Origin of the sequence: Sinorhizobium sp. KGO-5, from assembly GCF_036245905.1 — a bacterium.
In the GTDB taxonomy this organism is placed as follows: domain Bacteria; phylum Pseudomonadota; class Alphaproteobacteria; order Rhizobiales; family Rhizobiaceae; genus Sinorhizobium; species Sinorhizobium meliloti_A.
The window spans coordinates 204,826-223,649 of record NZ_BDIZ01000003.1 but is presented as its reverse complement, the minus strand read 5'-3'; the positions used below and the strand labels follow the sequence as shown (position 1 = coordinate 223,649).

General features: G+C 63.2%; 14 protein-coding genes. 3 read left to right on the top strand and 11 right to left on the bottom strand.

Going from position 1 to position 18,824, the window contains the following annotated elements:
• Positions 1-78: 78 nt before the first annotated feature.
• Entirely contained in the window at positions 79-753 is a 675-nt protein-coding gene (locus BHD07_RS15090) for an HAD family hydrolase (RefSeq protein WP_338281299.1), read from the top strand.
• Between the two features lie 119 nt (positions 754-872).
• Here BHD07_RS15090 and BHD07_RS15085 read toward each other — a convergent pair whose 3' ends face one another.
• The 11 genes from BHD07_RS15085 to BHD07_RS15035 all read right to left on the bottom strand — a co-directional run bounded on the left by BHD07_RS15085 (position 873) and on the right by BHD07_RS15035 (position 16,488).
• The gene (locus tag BHD07_RS15085; RefSeq protein ID WP_164866860.1) at positions 873-2,462 is read right to left on the bottom strand and encodes an ABC transporter substrate-binding protein; all 1,590 of its coding nucleotides are present in this window, start codon (positions 2,460-2,462) and stop codon (positions 873-875) included.
• 129 nt (positions 2,463-2,591) lie between these two features.
• Entirely contained in the window at positions 2,592-3,578 is a 987-nt protein-coding gene (locus tag BHD07_RS15080) for a hypothetical protein (RefSeq protein ID WP_338281295.1), read from the bottom strand.
• Between the two features lie 44 nt (positions 3,579-3,622).
• A complete protein-coding gene (locus BHD07_RS15075) occupies positions 3,623-4,945 on the bottom strand; it encodes a glycosyltransferase family 4 protein (RefSeq protein WP_338281293.1) in 1,323 nt (440 codons plus the stop codon).
• Positions 4,942-7,158: a hypothetical protein gene (locus BHD07_RS15070; protein ID WP_338281292.1), complete on the bottom strand. Its 2,217-nt coding sequence runs from the start codon at positions 7,156-7,158 to the stop codon at positions 4,942-4,944. The genes BHD07_RS15075 and BHD07_RS15070 overlap by 4 nt, the downstream gene beginning before the upstream one ends.
• A gap of 8 nt (positions 7,159-7,166) precedes the next feature.
• The gene (locus BHD07_RS15065) at positions 7,167-7,874 is read right to left on the bottom strand and encodes a hypothetical protein (protein WP_338281290.1); all 708 of its coding nucleotides are present in this window, start codon (positions 7,872-7,874) and stop codon (positions 7,167-7,169) included.
• Between the two features lie 11 nt (positions 7,875-7,885).
• On the bottom strand, positions 7,886-9,148 hold the full coding sequence (locus BHD07_RS15060; RefSeq protein ID WP_338281288.1) for a glycosyltransferase family 4 protein: 1,263 nt from the start codon (positions 9,146-9,148) through the stop codon (positions 7,886-7,888).
• Positions 9,145-9,990, bottom strand: coding sequence for a class I SAM-dependent methyltransferase (locus BHD07_RS15055; protein ID WP_338281286.1), 846 nt, complete (start codon positions 9,988-9,990; stop codon positions 9,145-9,147). The genes BHD07_RS15060 and BHD07_RS15055 overlap by 4 nt, the downstream gene beginning before the upstream one ends.
• On the bottom strand, positions 9,987-12,236 hold the full coding sequence (locus tag BHD07_RS15050; RefSeq protein ID WP_338281284.1) for a glycosyltransferase family 2 protein: 2,250 nt from the start codon (positions 12,234-12,236) through the stop codon (positions 9,987-9,989). The genes BHD07_RS15055 and BHD07_RS15050 overlap by 4 nt, the downstream gene beginning before the upstream one ends.
• 130 nt (positions 12,237-12,366) lie before the next feature.
• Positions 12,367-13,026 (bottom strand): calcium-binding protein, encoded by a 660-nt coding sequence (locus BHD07_RS15045; RefSeq protein ID WP_018098856.1) that lies wholly within the window; start codon positions 13,024-13,026, stop codon positions 12,367-12,369.
• A gap of 274 nt (positions 13,027-13,300) precedes the next feature.
• A complete protein-coding gene (locus BHD07_RS15040) occupies positions 13,301-14,722 on the bottom strand; it encodes an HlyD family type I secretion periplasmic adaptor subunit (RefSeq protein ID WP_338281282.1) in 1,422 nt (473 codons plus the stop codon).
• On the bottom strand, positions 14,719-16,488 hold the full coding sequence (locus BHD07_RS15035; protein WP_338281280.1) for a type I secretion system permease/ATPase: 1,770 nt from the start codon (positions 16,486-16,488) through the stop codon (positions 14,719-14,721). Before BHD07_RS15035 ends, BHD07_RS15040 begins: the two co-directional genes overlap by 4 nt.
• Before the next feature lie 208 nt (positions 16,489-16,696).
• Between BHD07_RS15035 and BHD07_RS15030 the strand changes: the two genes are divergently transcribed.
• Together BHD07_RS15030 and BHD07_RS15025 are read left to right on the top strand one after the other, a co-directional pair.
• The gene (locus BHD07_RS15030; protein WP_018098853.1) at positions 16,697-17,269 is read left to right on the top strand and encodes a MarR family transcriptional regulator; all 573 of its coding nucleotides are present in this window, start codon (positions 16,697-16,699) and stop codon (positions 17,267-17,269) included.
• A 139-nt stretch (positions 17,270-17,408) separates the two neighbouring features.
• Complete coding sequence (locus tag BHD07_RS15025) at positions 17,409-18,662, top strand: glycosyltransferase family 4 protein (RefSeq protein WP_338281278.1); 1,254 nt, start codon at positions 17,409-17,411, stop codon at positions 18,660-18,662.
• Positions 18,663-18,824 lie beyond the last annotated feature (162 nt).

The following is an 18,824-nucleotide window of genomic DNA, read 5'->3' as shown; positions in this document are numbered from 1 at the left end:
AGCATTGTGCAACGCCGCGTCAGGCTATAGTTGTGCCGACCTGCAAGGCATGTGAACTCGAAATCCAAGGGACACGGTTTGGACACGTCCTCTTCCGCAATCTTCACGAAGAATTTCGCCGCCCTCCTTTTCGACATGGACGGCACGCTGCTCAACTCGATGGCAGTCGTTGAAAGGGTCTGGGGATCCTGGGCACTCCGCAACGGAATAGACCCCGTGGCGCTCATGAAGGTCGTCCACGGCGTGCGAGCCGTCGATACGATCCGCGCGCTGGGCCTGCCGGTCGATCCGGAACAGGAGGCGCGCATTCTTGCCGAGGCGGAGATCGCCGATGTCGAGGGGATTGTCGAAATTCCGGGCGCCGTCACCTTCCTGAAGACATTGCCGCCGGAAAGGTGGGCGATCGTTACGTCGGCGCCGCTCGAACTCGCCGCGCGCCGGCTCGAGGCGGCCGGTATTCCGTTGCCTCGCCACATGGTGACCGGTGAGGATGTCTCGGTCGGGAAGCCCGACCCGCAGGGCTATCTGCTCGCGGCAGAGAGACTCGGGGTGCGTGCCGAAGATTGCCTCGTTTTCGAGGACGCGCCTGCGGGTGTTCTCGCCGGCAAATCCGCGGGCGCCGAGGTTGCCGTCATCACCGGGGCGCATGCCGCTGCGGCCGAGATGCCGCATATCATGCTTTCGCATTACACCGACGTCGAGGCTCGCCTCGTCGACGACGGATGGCTTTCGCTGCATCGCCGCCGCGGCTAGAGCACTTCCAGGAAAACTGGCTGACGTTTTCCGTCCGCAAGTCCGTAGTTTCAAAGGTTGAGAGCCGGCGCGATACGAGGCCGACGGCCATCGGCCGCCGGCTGCTTCAAGGATCACGTTCAGGCGGCGAGCCAGCACTTGGTCAGCGCATGTCCGCCCATGAGTTCGCCGTTCGGATCGTCGACCCAGCCGCCGACCTTGTCGCTGGTGGCATCGATATAGTTGTTGAACATCGGCGCGATCACACCACCCTCATCGCGCAGGATCATTGCCGCCTCGCGATAGAGAACCTTGCGCTTCGCCTCGTCCAGCTCGCCGCGCGCCGCAAAGATCAGCTTGTCGAAATCCTCGCGGAAGAAGCGGGTGTCGTTCCATTCCGCCTTTGAAAGATAGGCGATGGAATAGACCTGGTCCTGCGTCGGCCGGCCGGTCCAATAGGACATGCTGAAGGGCTGCTTGTTCCAGACGTCGGACCAGTAGCCGTCTCCCGGCTCGCGCTTCAGCTCGACATCGATGCCGCACTTCGCGGCGCTCGCCTGGAAAAGCTGCGCGGCGTCAACTGCCCCGGGGAAGGCGACGTCGGAGGTACGCAGCAGGATCGAACCGTCATGGCCCGACTTCTTGAAGTGGAACTTCGCCTTGTCCGGATCGAAGACGCGCTGCTCGATATCGTCGTCGAACAGCGGGTAGCCCTTGATCATCGGCGTATCGTTGCCGACCGTGCCGTAGCCGGCGAGTATCTTTGCCACCATTTCCTCGCGGTCCACCGCGTATTTCAGCGCCAGCCGCAGGTCGTTGTTGTCGAAGGGCGCCGTGTTGCAATGGGCGATCAGGACATAGTGGCCCTTCCCGGGGACGTTGCGGATCGTGACCCCTGGAATGCGTTTGACGAGCGCGACGATCTTCGGTTCGATGCGATTGATGATGTGCACGCCGCCGGACTGGAGCGAGGCGGTGCGCGCCGTTGCGTCATTGATGACGGTGATTTCGATCTGGTCGGCATGACCGCGCTCGGCCGCTCCCCAGTAACCGTCCTGCAGCTCGCCGACATGCTTTACGCCCGGTTCGTTGACGACGACTTTGTAGGGCCCGGTACCGATGCCGGCAGTCGGGTCGTCCTTGCCGCCGTTCGGCTGGATCATCAGATGATAATCGCTGACGATGAACGGCATATCGGCGTTCGGCTGGCGCAGCGTAATGACGACCTTGTCGCCATCTGCCTTGATGGTCTCGAATTCCTGGACGAAGGGCAGGGCAGCCGATTTCGAGTTCTTGTCGGCATGACGCTCGAACGTGGCGACGACATCGGCAGGCGTCAGTTCCTTGCCGTTATGGAAGGTCACGCCCTTGCGGATCGTGAACGCCCAGGTCTTCGCGTCCTTCGACGCTTCGTAGGCTTCAGCCAGCCGATACTCAATCTCGCCTGCCGGCGAAACTTCGAGCAACTGCTCTCCCCAGCAGCGGCCGAATGTGTAGGGCACCTGGCTCGCCCAGGTCGCCGGATCGAGGCTGTTCGTGGATTCGCCGCCGACGAGCCCGGCCCGCAATATGCCGCCCTTGGCCGGGCCGCTCGCCCGCGCGGCATTGCCGAGCAGCACCTGGGCCGAGGCGAGCGTTACGCCGAGCGCTGCCGCGCGCCCGAGAAAATCGCGCCTCGACAGGCGGCCGGAAACGACCTCCCGGCTCATGAATTCCAATTCTCCCGCCATCGATTTCCTCTCCTCCATTGAAACGTGCGTACCGGTTAACCGGCACCACGCTCAGGTTGCAATGGATCTATATGGCGAAGGCTGTCTGTTGGCGGCGAAGAATGTCGCAACCAGGCGAGACAAGCCCAGCTATGTCACGGCGCGGGAGAAGAGAGGTGCCGAGGTTTCCTCATCCCGTGTCGAGGCGCGCGTGCGGGCGATGCGGCCTTCGAGTTCCTCGAGGCGGCGGGCAAAGCCGAGATTGCCTGGCTGGAGCGCCACGGCCTCGGCGAGCATGTCGCGAGCGATCTCGAGTGCGCCGTCGCGGATGTGGCGGTTGGCCCGATGGTAAAGAAAGTTTACCCGCTCCACAGGTGAAAAGCCTTCTCCGAAGCGTCGAAGACACCGGTCGGCCCAGGCAGGGTGGCGAGCAATCGCCGCGATGGCGATCTGATAGGGGCGCATCGGGGCGCCGATCCGCGCCGAGCGGGCGAGTGCGCGCAAACCGGCGCGGTCGTCCGCGCGGCAAGCCTCGATGAGCGAAAGCGCGCGCGCCGTCCCGGTGAAGGCCCGAACGGTGCCGTGACCGGTCATATGCACGGGGATGAGATGCGTCTGGCTCTGTATCGCCGCGATCCGCTCCGCGTGCCGGCGATCGACGGCATGAAAGGGGTCGTAGAACAGATAGGCGCGCCCGGCCGCCTGGTCGGGGGCGATTGCCATGTTCGTGTGGAGCCCCGGAGCGAAGTGGCGGACGAAGCGGTTGTCGAATGGTACTGTCTTCGGATCGATCGAGATCTGCGGGCAAAAAGCAACGGCGACGCTTGCGCCAAAACGCCGGCGATAGCGCAGCGCCGCATAGCCGCCTTGCGAATGGCCGTAGAGGATCCGTTCCGGCGCTTCAGCAAGGATCGGCGCAGCAGCCTCGACCGCCGCGACTACGCTTGCCGCCGGAAACCAGTTCGGCCGCCGGCTGATGAAGCCGAGTGCGGCGATGCCGGCTTTCTCGCAGAACCGCTGACCCCAGAAGCGGCTGCCGTTCGCCTGCATCTCCATCTCGTTGAAGGTGACGAGAAGATAGGGCGACGATCCTCGCAGATGGATCACTTCCAGGTTTTCGTCGGCGTAAACGAGCATGGGAATTCCCGAGCAGCTGTCAATTTGAGGGGAGCCGCAAGCGGCTAGACCAAGGCCTGTGCCGCCGCTTCATATTGCCCGGCACCAAGAGAGCTCCGCCTGTCCTCCAGCAGCCGACGATAGAGATCGGCATGCGCGCGGGCCGATTCCACGTGGCCGGTCGGAGGCCGCAGCGTTGCGTGCAGCCGGTCCCATGCCTCGGGCTTGCCCAGCACTTCCGACAGCCGGTCGGCGAGATCCTGGGCGCTGCCGGTACGGAAGTGGAGGCCGTCCCTTCCGTCCTGCACTTTCTCGGCCATGCCGCCGATGTCGGAACAGATGATGGGCCTGCGGTGGTGCAGGGCCTCCTGGATGACGACGGGCGAGTTTTCCCACCAGATCGAAGGCAGCACGACCCAGTCGACCGAGCGCATCAGCCTCGGCATATCGGCATTCTGATAGGCGCCATAAAAACGCACCCGGCGCCCGGCGTCGTCGATGAGCTTCTTCAGGCGCTCCTGGAACTCGGTCGGCTGGCGCTCGAGATTACCGCCGAAGATCATCAGGCAGGAGTCCTCGCCCCAGATTTCTTCCGGCACGCGCGAGACCGCGTCGACCAGCACGTCGATGCCCTTGAAGGGTGTCATCTGCCCGAAATAGGCGAAACGGTTCCGTCGGGCGGACGGGACCGGCAGATCACGTACCGGTGCGGCCTCGCCCATGACGATGCCGTTGTCGATCACGGAGAGCTTTTCCGCGTCGATGCCCCATTCGACATAGCGGTTTGCGAGGAACATGCTCGGGGAGATGAAGGCATCGGCAAGGCCGAGCATGCCGCGCAGAAACTCCTCGCGCCTCAGGAAACGGGAAACCGGGATATCGGGAAAGCAGCCATGGCAACTGATCGGCGACGAACTGTTGCAGAGCTGGGCGGATGGTCGCTTCACCATCTGTCCGTGATTGTGGCAGAGCGACAGATACTCATGGAAGGTGACGATGATTACCGCCTCCGGCAGCGCTTCGCGTAGAGCGTAAAGCGCCTCCATTCCGAGGCCGATCAGGTGATGAAAGTGAACGACATGAGGCGACAGATCGCCGACGAAACGCAGGAGGTCGCGGCGGATCGCCTCCGTATCCCCGTTGGACAGGAAGAAGTGATCGTAATCATCCGCATGGAAGAGCACTTCGTCCACTGCAAGACGCAGACTCATCAGTGCTGAGGCGCCGTGGCGAGGGACCGGATGGCCGACGCGGGCGAGATAGATCGACTCGACGCCCGGCAGCGTGTTCAGGCCCTTGTGCAGGCTGTGGGACGCTATCTCCGCCCCGCCTAGCGACATCGCCGGATGTCCATGCGAAACGACGAGAACACGGAGCCGCTCGCTCATGCGGAAGCCTCCTTGATGCGATTGCCTTCGCCCTGCGGCTGCGGAGCCCATCGGGCCGAAAACAGTCTTTCGTCGATCCGCTCGACGAGAGGAGCCGCGGAGGCGCTGCCGGTGGAGAACGGCTCGTCCGAGCCCAGCATCTGCACCGAAGGCAGCCACCATGATTCGATCCCCGAACGGCTGAGCCTCAAGCCGAGATCCTGCCCCTTTTGCCGGGATCCGAGATAGCTGCCGGCAAAGCCTCCGGCGACGAGGAAAGCCTCGCGCGGCATGATGCAGCATTCGAAAGAGGCCGCCGCGATCCGGGTGAGCTTGAGACCCGTCACCGCGCTCAACGGATAACCGGCATAACGGCCCGAAAGCGAATTTTCGGACTGCGCGTCGGCCCAGGAGCCAGCCCATCGAACGGAATGGTCCTCATAGGCGAGCGTGGGCGAAATGATCCCGCCACTTTCCTCGTAGGCGGAAACCAGCCTGCCGTACCAGCCGCTCCTGCGGGGCAATAGCGAGCCGGCGAGCAGAACGACCGGGTCGCTCGAAAGCGCGCGAATGCCGGCTTCCAGGAGATCGTAGACATCGGCCGTTTCCGCCGACATCAGCCTGAGCGGAAGCCGATAGAACTGCGCGAGCTGCCTGATCCGGCCGGCCTGACGGCGAAAGCATTCGGAGTGCAGCACGAGCGCGATCGGCGCGTGCCGCGTTTGGGGATCGAGCGCCAGAAGGCCGAGAAAAGGGGCAAGCTCCTTTTCTTCTGCTTGGCCGGCAGCGACGATGATCGGCGGCCCCGAAGCCTCGTCGAACGCACCGGCATCAAGGATAGCCCCGACGCCGGGCGAGGGGCTCTCCGACGCGCACAGGAAGGGCACGATCTGTCGATCGACGATTTCCGTCAGGCCCCAGTTTTCGGGATCGATGGACTTGATTTGGCGGAGCACCGCCTGACGCGGCGGAAGCCGCGCGGGTGTCAGCGGCAGAAAAGCCCGGCGGGAATCCTTGAGCGTCAACTCCAGGTGTAGCGGGGCCACACCATCTGCCCCCAGTCCGCCGGCAAACACGATGAAACCATGCGGGTGGGTTTCTCGGTCGAGCATGCTTTTGAACAACGGCTCTTCGGTAAAGGCATCCGTCACATCCGAGCGCTCGAGCCGCGTCCAGCGATCGTCGAGCCGCATCTCGCTTTGTCCACGCCGCAACCGGACGCTCTGGACATGCTCATCAGGGTCGAGGAGCCAGCCGGAGATCAGAAAGGCGCCACTGTTCGCCTGAAAGATATTGTCCACTCCCAGACGCACGGGAACGGGAAGAGTGGAGATCGTCTCGCGCCCCTCGAAGCTGTTGGCGGCCGAACGCAGCCGGAGCAGAACGGCAGGGGTGCTGTGCGTCTGAAGCAGCACGGAGCGGATATGCCCGGGCGTCTCCGTGGGACCGCCGATCAGCCGGTGCTCGTGAACCGAAGCATAGCGCCAGCCCCCGCGCCCCCGATAGGCGAGCCCCTCGATGTCTCGTGCGCGAAGCGGTTCGCTTGCCGCCAGCAGACCGATGAAGCCTGCGCCGCCTTGCGGAATGTCCTGCCGGGAGAAGGTCGCGATGCCACAGTCGGCAACGACCGGATTTTCGCCGCACACGATCACGCGAGCGTTGCCGGGATCGGCGGCGCGGGCCCAGCCTCTGAGGAAGATCGCTCCCTCGTGGGTCTCGCCGACGAATTCGAGGAAGCCGTCGCTACCCTTTCGGGCCTGTATCAGGGCAACTATTGCCGCAAGCCTACGCCGACCGGTGGACATCTGCATCATCGCATCCACGAGCGGGTCCAGCACCTCTGCCAGTTGGGCGCCGGCAAGCTCCGCGAGGACCGTCACGCTATCGCGAACAGCAAGCGTGCGGGGGCCGAAGATATAGCGCCTGGGGCTGCCCTCCTGACCCAGGCGGAGCGTGGTAAGCGGACGGCCGGCGTCATTGGTGGGCAGGAGCGCCGCGAACCCGTGCGTGGCGGTTGGCGGCTGCGAAGCCAGGCGCCAACCGATGATGGAGGCACTCGTCGCGGTGGCGGGGTCGTCGTTGATCTGCGCCGGCACCTGGCCGGCGACGGGCGCGCCCGCGCCTATGACGAGCAGCAGCGTATCGTCGATCGGGCAGGCGACAACCCTCCCACCGCGCATGATCCTCGCGGCTGTTTGAGACGTTTGAGGAAGCGCCTGTTCTGCTCCGGCCATGGTACTCTTCATGCCCCGGCGAAAACCGAGAGGGCAGCGCCGGCGGCAAAGCCCGCGAGAACGAACAGCAGGAGCAGCAGCGGTTTCAACTCTCCATTCGACCGCTTCTGCAAGGCTCCGAGGTTCTTCTCCATCGCTGCAATCACGCCATCGAGCCGCATCAAATGAACATCGATATCGTTCAGGCGCTGCCCGATCTCGGCGGCGGCGGCAGGCCCCAAGGCCCCGCCTTCGCCGCCCTCGTCATTATGCGTGCGCTGGAGAGATCGCTGCGAGACCTGCAATTGCCGCTGAGCCGCCATGAGGACGTCGAGCTTGTCGAGAACCTTGGCGAGCGGCGCGGCGATGAGGGCTTCGGCCGCCTGTTCATCGGGGCGCGGAACGCGCAGCTGCTGTTCGGTGCCGCGTGCGTCCAGGGCGGTCACCTTGAGATCGGTGGTGCGCGAGGCTGCCGCCTTGGGAAGCGCGATTTCGAAGGCATAGCCGCCGTCGCCGATGCCGTTGCGCTTGAGATCGGGGCGATTGCGGTCGGCAACCGCCTGGGCAATGACGTTGCCGTCCAGATAGACGCGGATGGTGAGGCGTTTGTCGGGTGCTGCCGGATCGAACGCCCAGCCGAAGATGCGCCCCTGGTCGATCGCGTCGACCCGGCCGGTCATCGGCTTCGTATTGTCCTGATCCGGTGCGGCATTTGATTTCTCGGCAACAGCAGCCATCGATTTCCCCTTTATGCCGCTTCGATACGTGACGGTTCGATCGCTTCGATCAATTCGAGATAGCGTCGTGCCGTGGTGTCGATGTTCTCCGGTTCCCGCGCATGCGCGGAAAGCCGGCGCGCCAAGGCGCCGTCTTGCGCGAGGCGGCGCATGGCAGAGGCGAGCGCCCGGGGATCGTTGGGCGCAACGGTGAGGCCGTTTGCCCCGTCCTCGATCATCTCGGCCATGCCGCCGATATTGCCGGCTATGACCGGCCGTCCGAGGGCCTGCGCCTCCTGGATGACCAGCGGCGCATTTTCCCACCAGATCGAGGGTACGATCGTGCAATCCACCGCTGCGACGAGGTCGGCGACGTCCTCACGCCGGTAGGGCCCGCGCTGCTGCACGGTCGGTGCCGTTTCCTGGAACAGGCGCGTGATCTCGTCGACGAAACTCTCGCTCTGGAAGGGTGCGCCGCCGTGAACGCGCAACTCGAACTCCAGCCCCTCGGAAATGAGCTGCCGTGCCGCCTGGAGCAGTACCGCCACGCCTTTCCAGGGGTTGAGATTGCCGAAATAGCCGAAGACCGGACGATCCGAACCGATCCGGCGGGCCGCTGCCGGCGCGCCGCGAGCCGGCAGCCCGTTGGGAATGACGCTGATCCTGTCCTCCGCAAGCCCCCAATCGACGAAGCGCTGCTTGAGGAACCGGCTGGGCGATACGAACCGGTCCACGTCGCTCAAGAGGGCCTTAAGATGGCGTTCGCGCAAGGTGAAACGGTCGAGCGCGATGTCCTTGAAGCAGGCATGACATCCGTCGGGGCTCGCCCCATGGCAAAGTTCCTTGCCGCTCGTTTTCACCATCAGCCCGTCATGGTGACAGATGGGATAATAGTCGTGCAGCGTCATGACGATCCGGCACTGCGGCAGCGTTCGACGAACGATATGAGGAAACTCCGCGCCGAGCAGGAGCAGATGGTGGATATGGACGACGTCCGGCCTGAAGTCGCGCAGCAGCTCCGCAATATCCGGAACGACGCCGTAGAGATCGATCTGACTCATGAAGAAACGGTCGAAATGTCCGGACCACAACAGCAACTCGTCCCCTGCAGGCCCGATGCCTTGAAAGCTCGTGCCTGGCCGCGCCTGGCGGTGGATCTGGTTCGTGGCTCCGAGAAAGAGCGCTTCGCAGCCTGCGCGCTTGTAGGCGCCGAACAGGTCGTGTGCGAAAATCTCCGTGCCTCCCGGGTGGAGGGCCGGATGGTTGTGAGCCGCTACGAGCACGCGCATGCTCACGCGCCGCCTCCCCGCCGTTCGGCGACGAAGATGTCCTGGTAGTGCTCCGCCTCCTTTCCGCGCCAGGCGCCGAGCGCCTTCAAGGTGATTGCGAGACCGGCCCGGTCGAGGGCGCCGTCAAGAAAGCCGTCGTCGAAACCGACGGCGGCAAGGCGTGGCATGTCGGGGACGTACCAGCATGGACCGTCGCCGTCGCGGGCGAAGGAAAGCCGCGCGTCGCGCCGGCCGTTTTCGTTGGCCGCTGCGACGTGATCGACCACGAATGCGGTCACGAAGAGGCGTCCGCCGGGTTTCAGAAGCCTTCCGACCTCTCGCAGATAGACCAGGACTTCGTCCGGCGGCAGATGCGTCACGATCGACGTCATGATCACAAAATCGAAGTGACCGTCGGCATAGGGCAGTTTCAACGCATTGCCGCTGATTTTCCCGCTCGGATTATAAAGCTCATGGGCAATATCGACACGCTGGAAGGCGAAATTCGGATAGACCGAGGTGATGAAGCGGCGGCACCAGCCGATGCCGCCGTCGACCGGATCTATCCCGCTGTAGCGCCCCTTCTCGAAATCCAGATACTGGGTGAGCGGGACAGCCATGCGGCCGATGCCGCAGCCGATATCGAGAACGCGGCTTTCCGGACGCAGTCCCCCCAGCCGGATGAAGTGGCCGAGGAATTCGACGCCCACCGCCCTGAAGGAACCGTCGCCGACGAAGACACTGTCGGGATCAGGTTCGGGAAGGAAGCGGTTTCGAAGAATGCTCCCGAGCAGCGCCTCCACGCGCTCGTCGCGGGCGGGCAGTTCCGTGGCAGCTGTGTTTTCCTGGCGCAGCGCAGTCTCGCTCATGCGGCGGTCCTCGTTGCAGCGCCGATCCCGAAGAGAGCCGGCATCTCGTCGCGGCCGCCGAGATCGGTTTTCATCAATTCGGTGATGTCGTCGTTCCAGCGTTCGGTGTGCAGCCAGGAATTGTACTGGCTGGCGACCCCGCGCATATAGTCTTCGCTGCGGCGGATCGAGCGGCGCTCGAAATGATAGAGACACGCCGACGGCTCGTAGGCGATGTCATAGCCGCACCGGCGGATTTTCAGGCACAAATCGCTGTCCTCATAATCGCCGATCACATAATCCTCCGTGTATCCATCCACGAGCTCGTAGATTTCCCGGCGCGTCACCAGGCACGCACCGGTGATGCCGGGCACGCTGCGGGCAAGTTGAGCCGCCCCGTAGTCGCCGGGCATGCCCTTGTGGAAATGATGGTTGAGCCATATGCCGCGCTGGTCGCGAGCGAAGTAGAGGCCCGCGTGCTGGAGCGATCCGTCCTCGAAGATCAGCTTCGGGCCGATCGCGCCGAGGCTCCTCTGTTCCATGAGCGGCCGGATGAGCTTCTGCAGCCAGCCGGGTGCAGACGGAACGACGTCCGAGTTCAGCATGACGACGACCGAGCCGCGGGCAAAGCGCGCGCCGGCATTGCACGCCCGCGCGTAGCCGCTGTTGCGGTTCATCACAACAAGCTTCATCGGCAACCCGTGGAGGAGATGCAGTCCGCCAAGCAGATGCTCCGTCTCGTCCTGAATCTCCGGCGAATCCAGAACGTAGATGATCTCCGCATTGCTTGCGAGCCAGCGATCGGTCGCCATGCCGGAGAGCTGGAACCGCAGGAAGTCGAGAACACGGTAAAGCGGCACGACGATCGAGACCAACGGCGCCTTTTCGGGCAGGTCGTAATCCTTGGTGTAGTCGACCTTGGAAGCTCTTCCCAACCTCTGTTCCACGTCCTGCAGGGCGGGGGCAAGGATCGTCCGGAAAGCCTGGTCGATCGCGTGCTGCGGCGGGACGGCGCGCAGGATGCGGTTGCGCTGTGCCGAAGCGTCGAAGGGTTGCGGCTTCGGCACGAGCGGTTTCACAGCACCGGATGCCAGCCGCATCTGGAACCGCGGCTGGAGCAGGGCGCTCGGCGGATCGTTCGACGGCAGCCAGGCGACAAAGCCGGTCACGTCGGCTCGCGATTTTTCGTCCGCCCCGCGTGCCCAGGCGGCAAACTCGTACCAGTTGCCGTCGAGCGGTATCGCGGTGCCGTCCTCCTTGAGGTAGTCGATGCCGGCAAGAGTGGCTGTCGGATCATGGGTCCACCCCCCGGCAAGCAGACCGCCGGAAAGCGTCAATGCGAGGTCCACCTCCGCTGAAGGATGCATTGCAGACCTGCCGATCCGCCTTTCAGGGAGCGGCGACCGCAGCTGGAGGTCGACGGCTGTGGCAAGTCCACCCTCGGGTGTCGTCGAGAGCCAGCGGACGACGTATTCGCGCAGCTCCGGCGTATCGCCTCGTTCTGCCCACCAGGCCTGGAGGTTGGCGCAATGGGGGTTGCCGGAGGAGAGCTCGCGCACGGCAACGCCCCTTTTGCCGACAAGCACGAAAGACTGGGGGTATCGGGGAGAATCGACGATGAAATGGCAAGGACGAAGATTATGCTCGCGTTGGGCGCCGATCAGCGCCGGCGACGCCAGTGGCAGGATGGCGTTGGCCCCAAGGGCATAGATAGCGCTGATCTCGCCGAAGTCGGGGCTTATCGCTGTTTCGAGCAGGTATCGCCCCTGGTTGATCGGGCATGCAATCTTGGCGGGGGCCGGCCGCGATGTCAGCGCCTGAAGCGCATCCTCGATGAGGCCGATGAAGAACGGGTCCCTGGACAGACGGAACGCGCTTCGCCAGACAGTGAGCAGATTGTTCAGGAACTTGACGCAGCCCTCCGGCGTGAGTGCGGAAAACAGGTCCTCCACGTCGAGGGGCGGAAGTTCACCGACCGGCCGGAGCACGATCGTCTGAACGAAGTCGCTTTCGATGTAAATCTGTCCGCGGCGCGCTTCGTCACCCGGGCGCATGGCCCAAAGCACGCGCTGTCCACCCTCCGCAAGAGGAAGCATCGTGCTGACGAGCGGGACGGGTTGCTCCGGCATGACCAGCGTGTGTTTGGCTGCGGCCGGCAACCTGGCGCGAACGTCGGAGATCAATACAGCCACGTCGGAACCGAGCCGAAAGGCCTTCGCGTCCTCGAAAATGCCGCTGGCGCTTCGCGTACGGTCGTCAAACGTCACACGCCACTCCTCTGACTAATTCTTGGATGGTGCGCCCCACGGGAGGAGGGCAGGGCGCACCGTTCGAAGCCAATGCGGGATGATGAAAAGCCGCCTGCGGTTTTCCACCCGTGTCCCGCGTCTCAAACTATCAGTGGACAGTGAAATAGTTTTCGGGGTGGGCCTGAATGTCTTCGGCGTCGGCATTGACCAGGGTCAGCGTGTCGCCATGGCCGAGGTCGATGACGACATTGCCGCCGACCTGAGTGATACGCGAAGCGAGATCCTCGGGCGCGGTGACGTCGAGGCCGTTGATGCCCTTGGATATCTGCAGGACGTCTTCGCCGGGGGTAAAGTCGAGGATGACGTCGTTGCCGCCGCCGCCGTCGAAAACGAAGATATCGCTGCCCTGACCGCCGGCAAGAAGGTCGGACCCTGCACCGCCGTCGATGACGTCGTTGCCGGCGCCGCCGAGCAGCACGTCGTCGCCTCTGCCTCCGAGGAGGAAGTCGCTGCCGGCGCCCCCAAGGAGAATGTCGTTGCCGTTATCGCCGTAGATCAGGTCGTCACCCGATCCGCCGACCAGGATGTCATTGCCATTTTCGCCATAGAGAACGTCGGTGCCTTCGCCGCCGAACACGGTGTCGTTTCCGTTGCCGCCGAACAGCAAGTCGTCACCGTCGTCGCCGAAGATGATGTCGTCCCCATTGCCTCCGTTGACGAAATCATCACCGCCATGGGCGCGAATGAAATCGTCAAAGCGGGAGCCAAAAAGGGCGTCGTCGTATGCGCCGCCTTCCAAAGTGGCCATCTGCTTCTCCTCTTCGTGGTTTGATGCATGCGTCATCGGCACGGAGCCGAGGATTGCGTGCCGGAGTGTGCACTGCAATAATTACGAACACAACACAGATGTGTAAAATAAAACGATGATAATTCGGAGGAAAGGCGGCGTCTTAAACATAACTCGACCATGTGCCAATATTGGCACAATATAATTTTAGGAGTAATTCTGACGAGAATGCGGACAAAGCACTTCAAAATTTAAAGTAATTTACGACGGCAGGAGATATCAAGCGTTAGACAGATCAGTCCTCCCGAAACGCCCGGTTGAAACTGTCGGAGACCGGGGCGACGAGGTAGTCGATTGCCGAACGCGATTTGTGCACGATCAGCACTTCCGCGGGCATGCCGGGATAGAGGCGGATGTCCGGGTTGGCGGCGAGCGATTCAGGCGCCACCTCTGCCCGTGCGACGAAATAGGCGACGTTGGACTTCTCATCCACCGATTGGTCCGCCGCGATATAGGTTACCTTGCCTTCCAGGGGCAGGTGCGAGCGCTGGTTATAGGCCGTCAGGCGGATTTGCGTACTGGAGCCGATCGTTATGCTGTCGATGTCACGTGTGCTGACATGCATCTCGACAAGCAGCGGTTCGTCCTCGGGAACGATGTCGAGAAGCGGCTGACCGGGGGTGACGGCACTGCCCGGCGTCCGCAGCTGAATGTTGGCGACGATACCGGCCTGGGGGGCGCGGATTTCCAGGCGGCGAAGCACGTCCTCGGCGGCGGTGATGCGCTGCTCGACTTCTGCAAGTTCGAGGCGTGCCGTGGTGATCTCTCCGGCGATCTCCGATTGGAAATCCGACTCGATCCCGATGAGCGCAAGCTCGGCCCCCGCCATCGCCTTTTCCGCCTGGGCCTTGTCGCCAGCGAGTTCGCCGCGGGTCGCGGCGAGCTCGCTGAGCCGTGCGTCGATCTCGATGAGTTTCGAGCGCTGGGCGAAGGCTTTTTCGACAAGGGTCGCGATAGCGGTCCGCTGCTCGTTCATCAGTTCGATCTGCCTGTCGGTCGCCTGAAGCTGGGCTGCGAGAGACTTCGCCTTCTCCGAATATTCCTCGATCGTATTTCGCTGGATTGCCAGACGGCCCTCCTTGGCCTCGCTCCGCTTCTCGAAAAACGCGTTTTCCGCCGTTACCGCATCCGCGGCAGCCTCGCCCTTGGAGACAAGATCGGCCGGGAAGCTCACCGCCTGCAGTCCCGCCCGCTCGGCCCGCAGCCGCGCCAGTTTTGCGATCAGACCGACACGGCGGCTTTGCAGCGCCTCCAGGTCGGAGCGGGCGCGCGTATCCTCGAGCTTCATCAGCGGCTGGCCGGGCGCCACATGATCTCCCTCCTGAACCAGGATCCGGCCGAGCACGCCGCCCTCAAAATGACTGACGGTCTTGCGCTTCGAATCGACGACAATCGTTCCGCTGGTGACCGAAGCACTGCTGAGTTCCGTCGAGAATGCCCAGCCGAAGAAACCGCCGAAAGCAACGAGGATCGTCGTCAACCCGGCGATGACGAGGCGTCGGATCGGCGAATGCGTGTTGTCTTCGGAGAGGTCCGGCGCCGGCATTGGCGCGGAGAGACGAGCCGGCGCGGCCATCGGCAGGCGGCGTTCCGGGCTCTCGGCCTTCACGGGCGGCTGCAGGTCCAGGCGAACCGGCAGGATCTTTTCCTTGTTCATGAAGCGGTACCTTCGCGTCTTGTTTCGCCGGGCATCATGGTCGCCACCACATCCGTTCGCGGGCCGAACTGGCTGATGCGGCCGCCTTCCAGCACGAGCAGCTTATCGGCCACCTGCATGATGGCCGGCCGGTGGGCAATCAGGATGACGATGGCGCCGTCGCTGCGCGCCTCGTCGATCGCGCGGATGAGGGCGCGCTCGCCGAGGGCATCGAGATTGGCGTTGGGCTCGTCGAGGACCAGCAGGCGTGGCCGGCCGTAAAGGCAGCGCGCCAGCGCGATGCGCTGCCTTTGCCCGCCGGAAAGCGTCAGATGACCATCGCCCACCGGCGTATCATAGCCGAGCGGCAGTCGTCCGATCATGTCGTGGACGTCGGCGAGCCGCGCCGCCTCGAGCACCTTGTAGGGATCGCTCTCCGCCATCCGGGCGATATTTTCACGGATGGTTCCTTCGAGAAGGGAAACCGATTGCGGCAGATAACCCGCGATCTGTCCGAAAGAGCTCCGTTCCCAGAGGTAGACGTTGTTGCCGTCGAGGAAGACGCCGCCGGCCGTGGGCTTCAGAATGCCGACCAGAAGCCGCGCCAGCGTGGACTTGCCCGCCGCGGAAGGGCCGACGATTCCAAGCACCTCGCCGGGTGAGAGCGAGAAGTTGATGCCCTTGATGATCGGCACGTCGATGCCCGGTACCGCGTAGACCAGCTTGTCGACGACGAGGTCGCCTTCGGAGCGCGGCGTCGGCATGGTCTGGCGAACGGCAAGGTCTTCCTTCAGTGCCGTTTCGACGCGACGCCAGCTTGCGATCGCCAACACCCATTGGCGCCAGTTCTCGATGACGGAATCGAACGGCAGCAGAAGGCGGCCCACGAGAATGGTGGTCGCCATCATTGCGCCCGGCGAGATCTCCTGCCTCATCACCAGCAGGGCACCCGTGCCCAGCGACGCCACCTGGATGGCGAAGCGCAGCGAACGGGTGATCGAGGCCATCGCCCTGCTTCTGATCCCACTGGCCTCCAGCACGCTGAGCGCGTGCAGTTGCGCGGCGCGCCATTTGTGGGCGAGCGCCGGCAGCATTCCCATGGCTTCGATGGCCTCGGCGTGACGTAATGTCGCACCGATTTTCGACACTGCCTCAATATTAGCCTGGCTTGCCTCTTTCATGAGCTGGCGCGTCAGAAGGTCGTTGAGAAGGCCGCAACAGACGAGTACGACGACGGAGATCGCACCGATCAGCCCGAAGAGGGGGTGCAGCAGGAATAGAACGCCCAGAAAGATGGGCGACCAGGCGGCGTCGAGGGGGGCGCTCACCGCCGAAGAGGTGAGGAAGCCGCGCAGCTCGGTAAGGTCGCGCAGGGACTGCGTCGCGCGCGCAAGTCCCTGATCGGCCGAGGCCTGGACGGCGGCGGTCAGGACCGGCAGGTTCAGCCAGCGGACCACGGCGCTGCCCATGGCCTGAAAGGTGAGGGCGCGAATGTAGTCGAGCACGCCCAGAACGATCAGCGCACCCAGGGCGAGAATCGTCAGCATGACGAGCGTATCCATGCTCTGGCTGTTCAACACCCTGTCATGCACCTGCATCATATAGAGGGGCATTGTGAGCTGGAGGAGGTTGATGCAGGCGCTGAGCAGGGCTGCATAAAGAAGCGTCACCACGAACACACGCCGGGCCCGCAGAACCAGGAGCTTCGGCGCGATTGTTCCGTTTTGCGCCGGTGTTGGCCGACTGGAGCCCTTGCTAATCAAACGATTTCGAACAGTATCACGCATGTGGCGATCTTCTAATTAGCGCATTCGCGGGTTTCATGGGGCGATCTGGTCCAGATTCACTCAAATCACAGTATTGTTGCGATAAGTGTGACACAATAAACATCGCCAGCTCAAGAGCACGCAATTTCGGGGCAGGGGTGTTGTGAAATTTACTTCAAGTTTTGAAGTAAATTCCGGAATTGGAAGTACGTTCCCAATGGAGAGAGGGATGAACCACAGGATACTCTATCCGTTCGCAGACTTTGGAGACACTGTTGCAATCCTTCCCGCGAATGAAACGCAGCGGAAAGGCCTCGATACCTCTGTAGACGATCGTGACGGAGATGATTCGCTCGTCACCTATTTCGAGCTGGCCCGGGTGATGGAGCGCGCAAGCCGCCGGTTTTCCGGCCTGTTGCGTGCGGAACTGACGAAACTCGGGGTCGAGGATATCGGTCCCGCGCAGGCGATGGTTCTTCTGGCCATAGGCGAGGCGGAGCTCTCGGTGGGAGAGCTTCTGGACCGGGGCCACTATGTGGGTTCGAACATTTCCTATTATCTGAAGCAGCTTGCCGACGGCGACTACATCGACCGGATCGCATCGCAGCGTGACAAGCGTTCGGCCCGCATCCGGCTTTCAGAGAAAGGCAGGCAGCTTTGCACCGGCCTGCGACAGGCCGCCAAGGGCTACGAACGCGCCCTCAGCCATGGCGATCAGGACCGGCGGAATCTGGAGACCGCTTTCCAGACACTGCACCGCCTCGAACTCGTCTGGGGGAATGCCGCACGCTACGGCATCTGACGCTCCATCACTGCATGTTCCTCAAAGCGCAACCGAGCAAGGGCGGTAACATGCAGGAAACCCAAGTGTTGCAACGAGCTTTGCGCGTCCGTTCGGACGCGCGGCGCTGCAGGTGTGATCGATCACTGACAAGTGGCTTATGAAGATGCATGTAGCATTCGTACACCGCCGTGGGTTCGGCCAGTTCGCCGCCCTGGCAAGACATCTGGCTGAAGCGGGGAACGAGGTGACGCTCGTGACGGAGACCGTGGACCAGCGGATACCTTCCGTCCGGGTCGTACGGCATCGGGCGGAACCCGGTCCGCAACCGAATCCCCAGATAGCGCGCCATCTTGCCGTTCCCGACCATCATGTGCGGATCGGGCACAGGGTAGCGGAAACCTTCGAGGCGATGGACCGCCTTGGACAGACCCCCGACATCGTTCTCGGCCATATAGGCTGGGGCAGCATGATGTTCGTGAAGGATGTCCTGCCGCGCGTGCCGGCACTCGGCTATTGCGAGTTTTTCTATCGGTCGGATGGGGCGGATGTCGGCTTCGCGCCGGACGACCGCCCCGACCCGGAGACGCGCAAACGCTTGCGCCTCCGCAACATCGCGCAGCTGCTGTCGCTGGAGGCGATGGATGGCGGTATCAGCCCGACCAATTGGCAGAAGAGCCTCTATCCAGCCGATGCGCGGCAACGAATCGCCGTTTGCCATGAGGGAGTGGACACGCGCCGTTTCCGCCCCGACCCGGCGGCTTCGCTGAAGCTGCCGGACGGGCGCGTCCTCAAGGCCGGCGATCCCGTCGTCACTTTCGTGGCACGGGACCTCGAGCCCTACCGGGGCTTTCCCCAGGCGCTGGAGGCGGCGGCGAAGGTCGTCCGGCGGCATCCGGACGCGCTGTTCGTCTTCGTCGGCGGCGATGGGGTAAGTTACGGCGCGCCGCCCCCTGGCGGGGGATCGTGGAAGGAGCATCTGCTTGCGTCTCTGGATATGCCGCGCGAGAGGCTGATCTTCCCCGGTGTCGTGCCGCACTCCGTGCTGCGTCAGCTCTTTCAGATATCGGCGGCGCATCTCTACCTCACCTATCCATTCGTGCTTTCCTGGTCGGTGCTGGAGGCAATGGCCTGCGGCGCTCTTGTTATCGGTTCCGATACCGCGCCGGTTCAGGAAGTCATCCGCTCCGGCCGCAACGGTCTTCTCGTTCCGTTCTTCGATACGGATGCGCTCGCCGAGACGATCGTTGGGGCATTGAACCGCCCGGACAACTTTCGCGAACTGCGCGGCGCCGCGCGCAGAACGGTCGAGCAGAGGTTCCGGTTGGACGACTGCCTCGCACGTCAGTTGACGCTGATCGGCAACCTCACCGGTCGAAATGCTGCGCAAGCGAAAGAAACGCAGTTTGTCTGAATATTGCTTCAATTTTTGAAGTATAAATACCGGGTAAAACCCCAAGAATCTATTGTTGTGCACTGCGGAATCCACGGATATGGTTCGCTCCGTGAGGTTCTGGTGGCACGAATATTTCCAGGCCATCAATTTCATCTTCTGGATAAATCGATTTATTCTGGG

Coding starts and splice junctions, on each gene's coding strand:
- BHD07_RS15085 (WP_164866860.1), bottom strand. CDS start 2,462: ATGGCGGGAGAATTGGAATTCATGAGCCGGGAGGTCGTTTCCGGCCGC.
- BHD07_RS15080 (WP_338281295.1), bottom strand. CDS start 3,578: ATGCTCGTTTACGCCGACGAAAACCTGGAAGTGATCCATCTGCGAGGA.
- BHD07_RS15075 (WP_338281293.1), bottom strand. CDS start 4,945: ATGAGCGAGCGGCTCCGTGTTCTCGTCGTTTCGCATGGACATCCGGCG.
- BHD07_RS15070 (WP_338281292.1), bottom strand. CDS start 7,158: ATGGCCGGAGCAGAACAGGCGCTTCCTCAAACGTCTCAAACAGCCGCG.
- BHD07_RS15065 (WP_338281290.1), bottom strand. CDS start 7,874: ATGGCTGCTGTTGCCGAGAAATCAAATGCCGCACCGGATCAGGACAAT.
- BHD07_RS15055 (WP_338281286.1), bottom strand. CDS start 9,990: ATGAGCGAGACTGCGCTGCGCCAGGAAAACACAGCTGCCACGGAACTG.
- BHD07_RS15045 (WP_018098856.1), bottom strand. CDS start 13,026: ATGGCCACTTTGGAAGGCGGCGCATACGACGACGCCCTTTTTGGCTCC.
- BHD07_RS15040 (WP_338281282.1), bottom strand. CDS start 14,722: ATGAACAAGGAAAAGATCCTGCCGGTTCGCCTGGACCTGCAGCCGCCC.
- BHD07_RS15035 (WP_338281280.1), bottom strand. CDS start 16,488: ATGCGTGATACTGTTCGAAATCGTTTGATTAGCAAGGGCTCCAGTCGG.
- BHD07_RS15030 (WP_018098853.1), top strand. CDS start 16,697: ATGAACCACAGGATACTCTATCCGTTCGCAGACTTTGGAGACACTGTT.
- BHD07_RS15025 (WP_338281278.1), top strand. CDS start 17,409: ATGAAGATGCATGTAGCATTCGTACACCGCCGTGGGTTCGGCCAGTTC.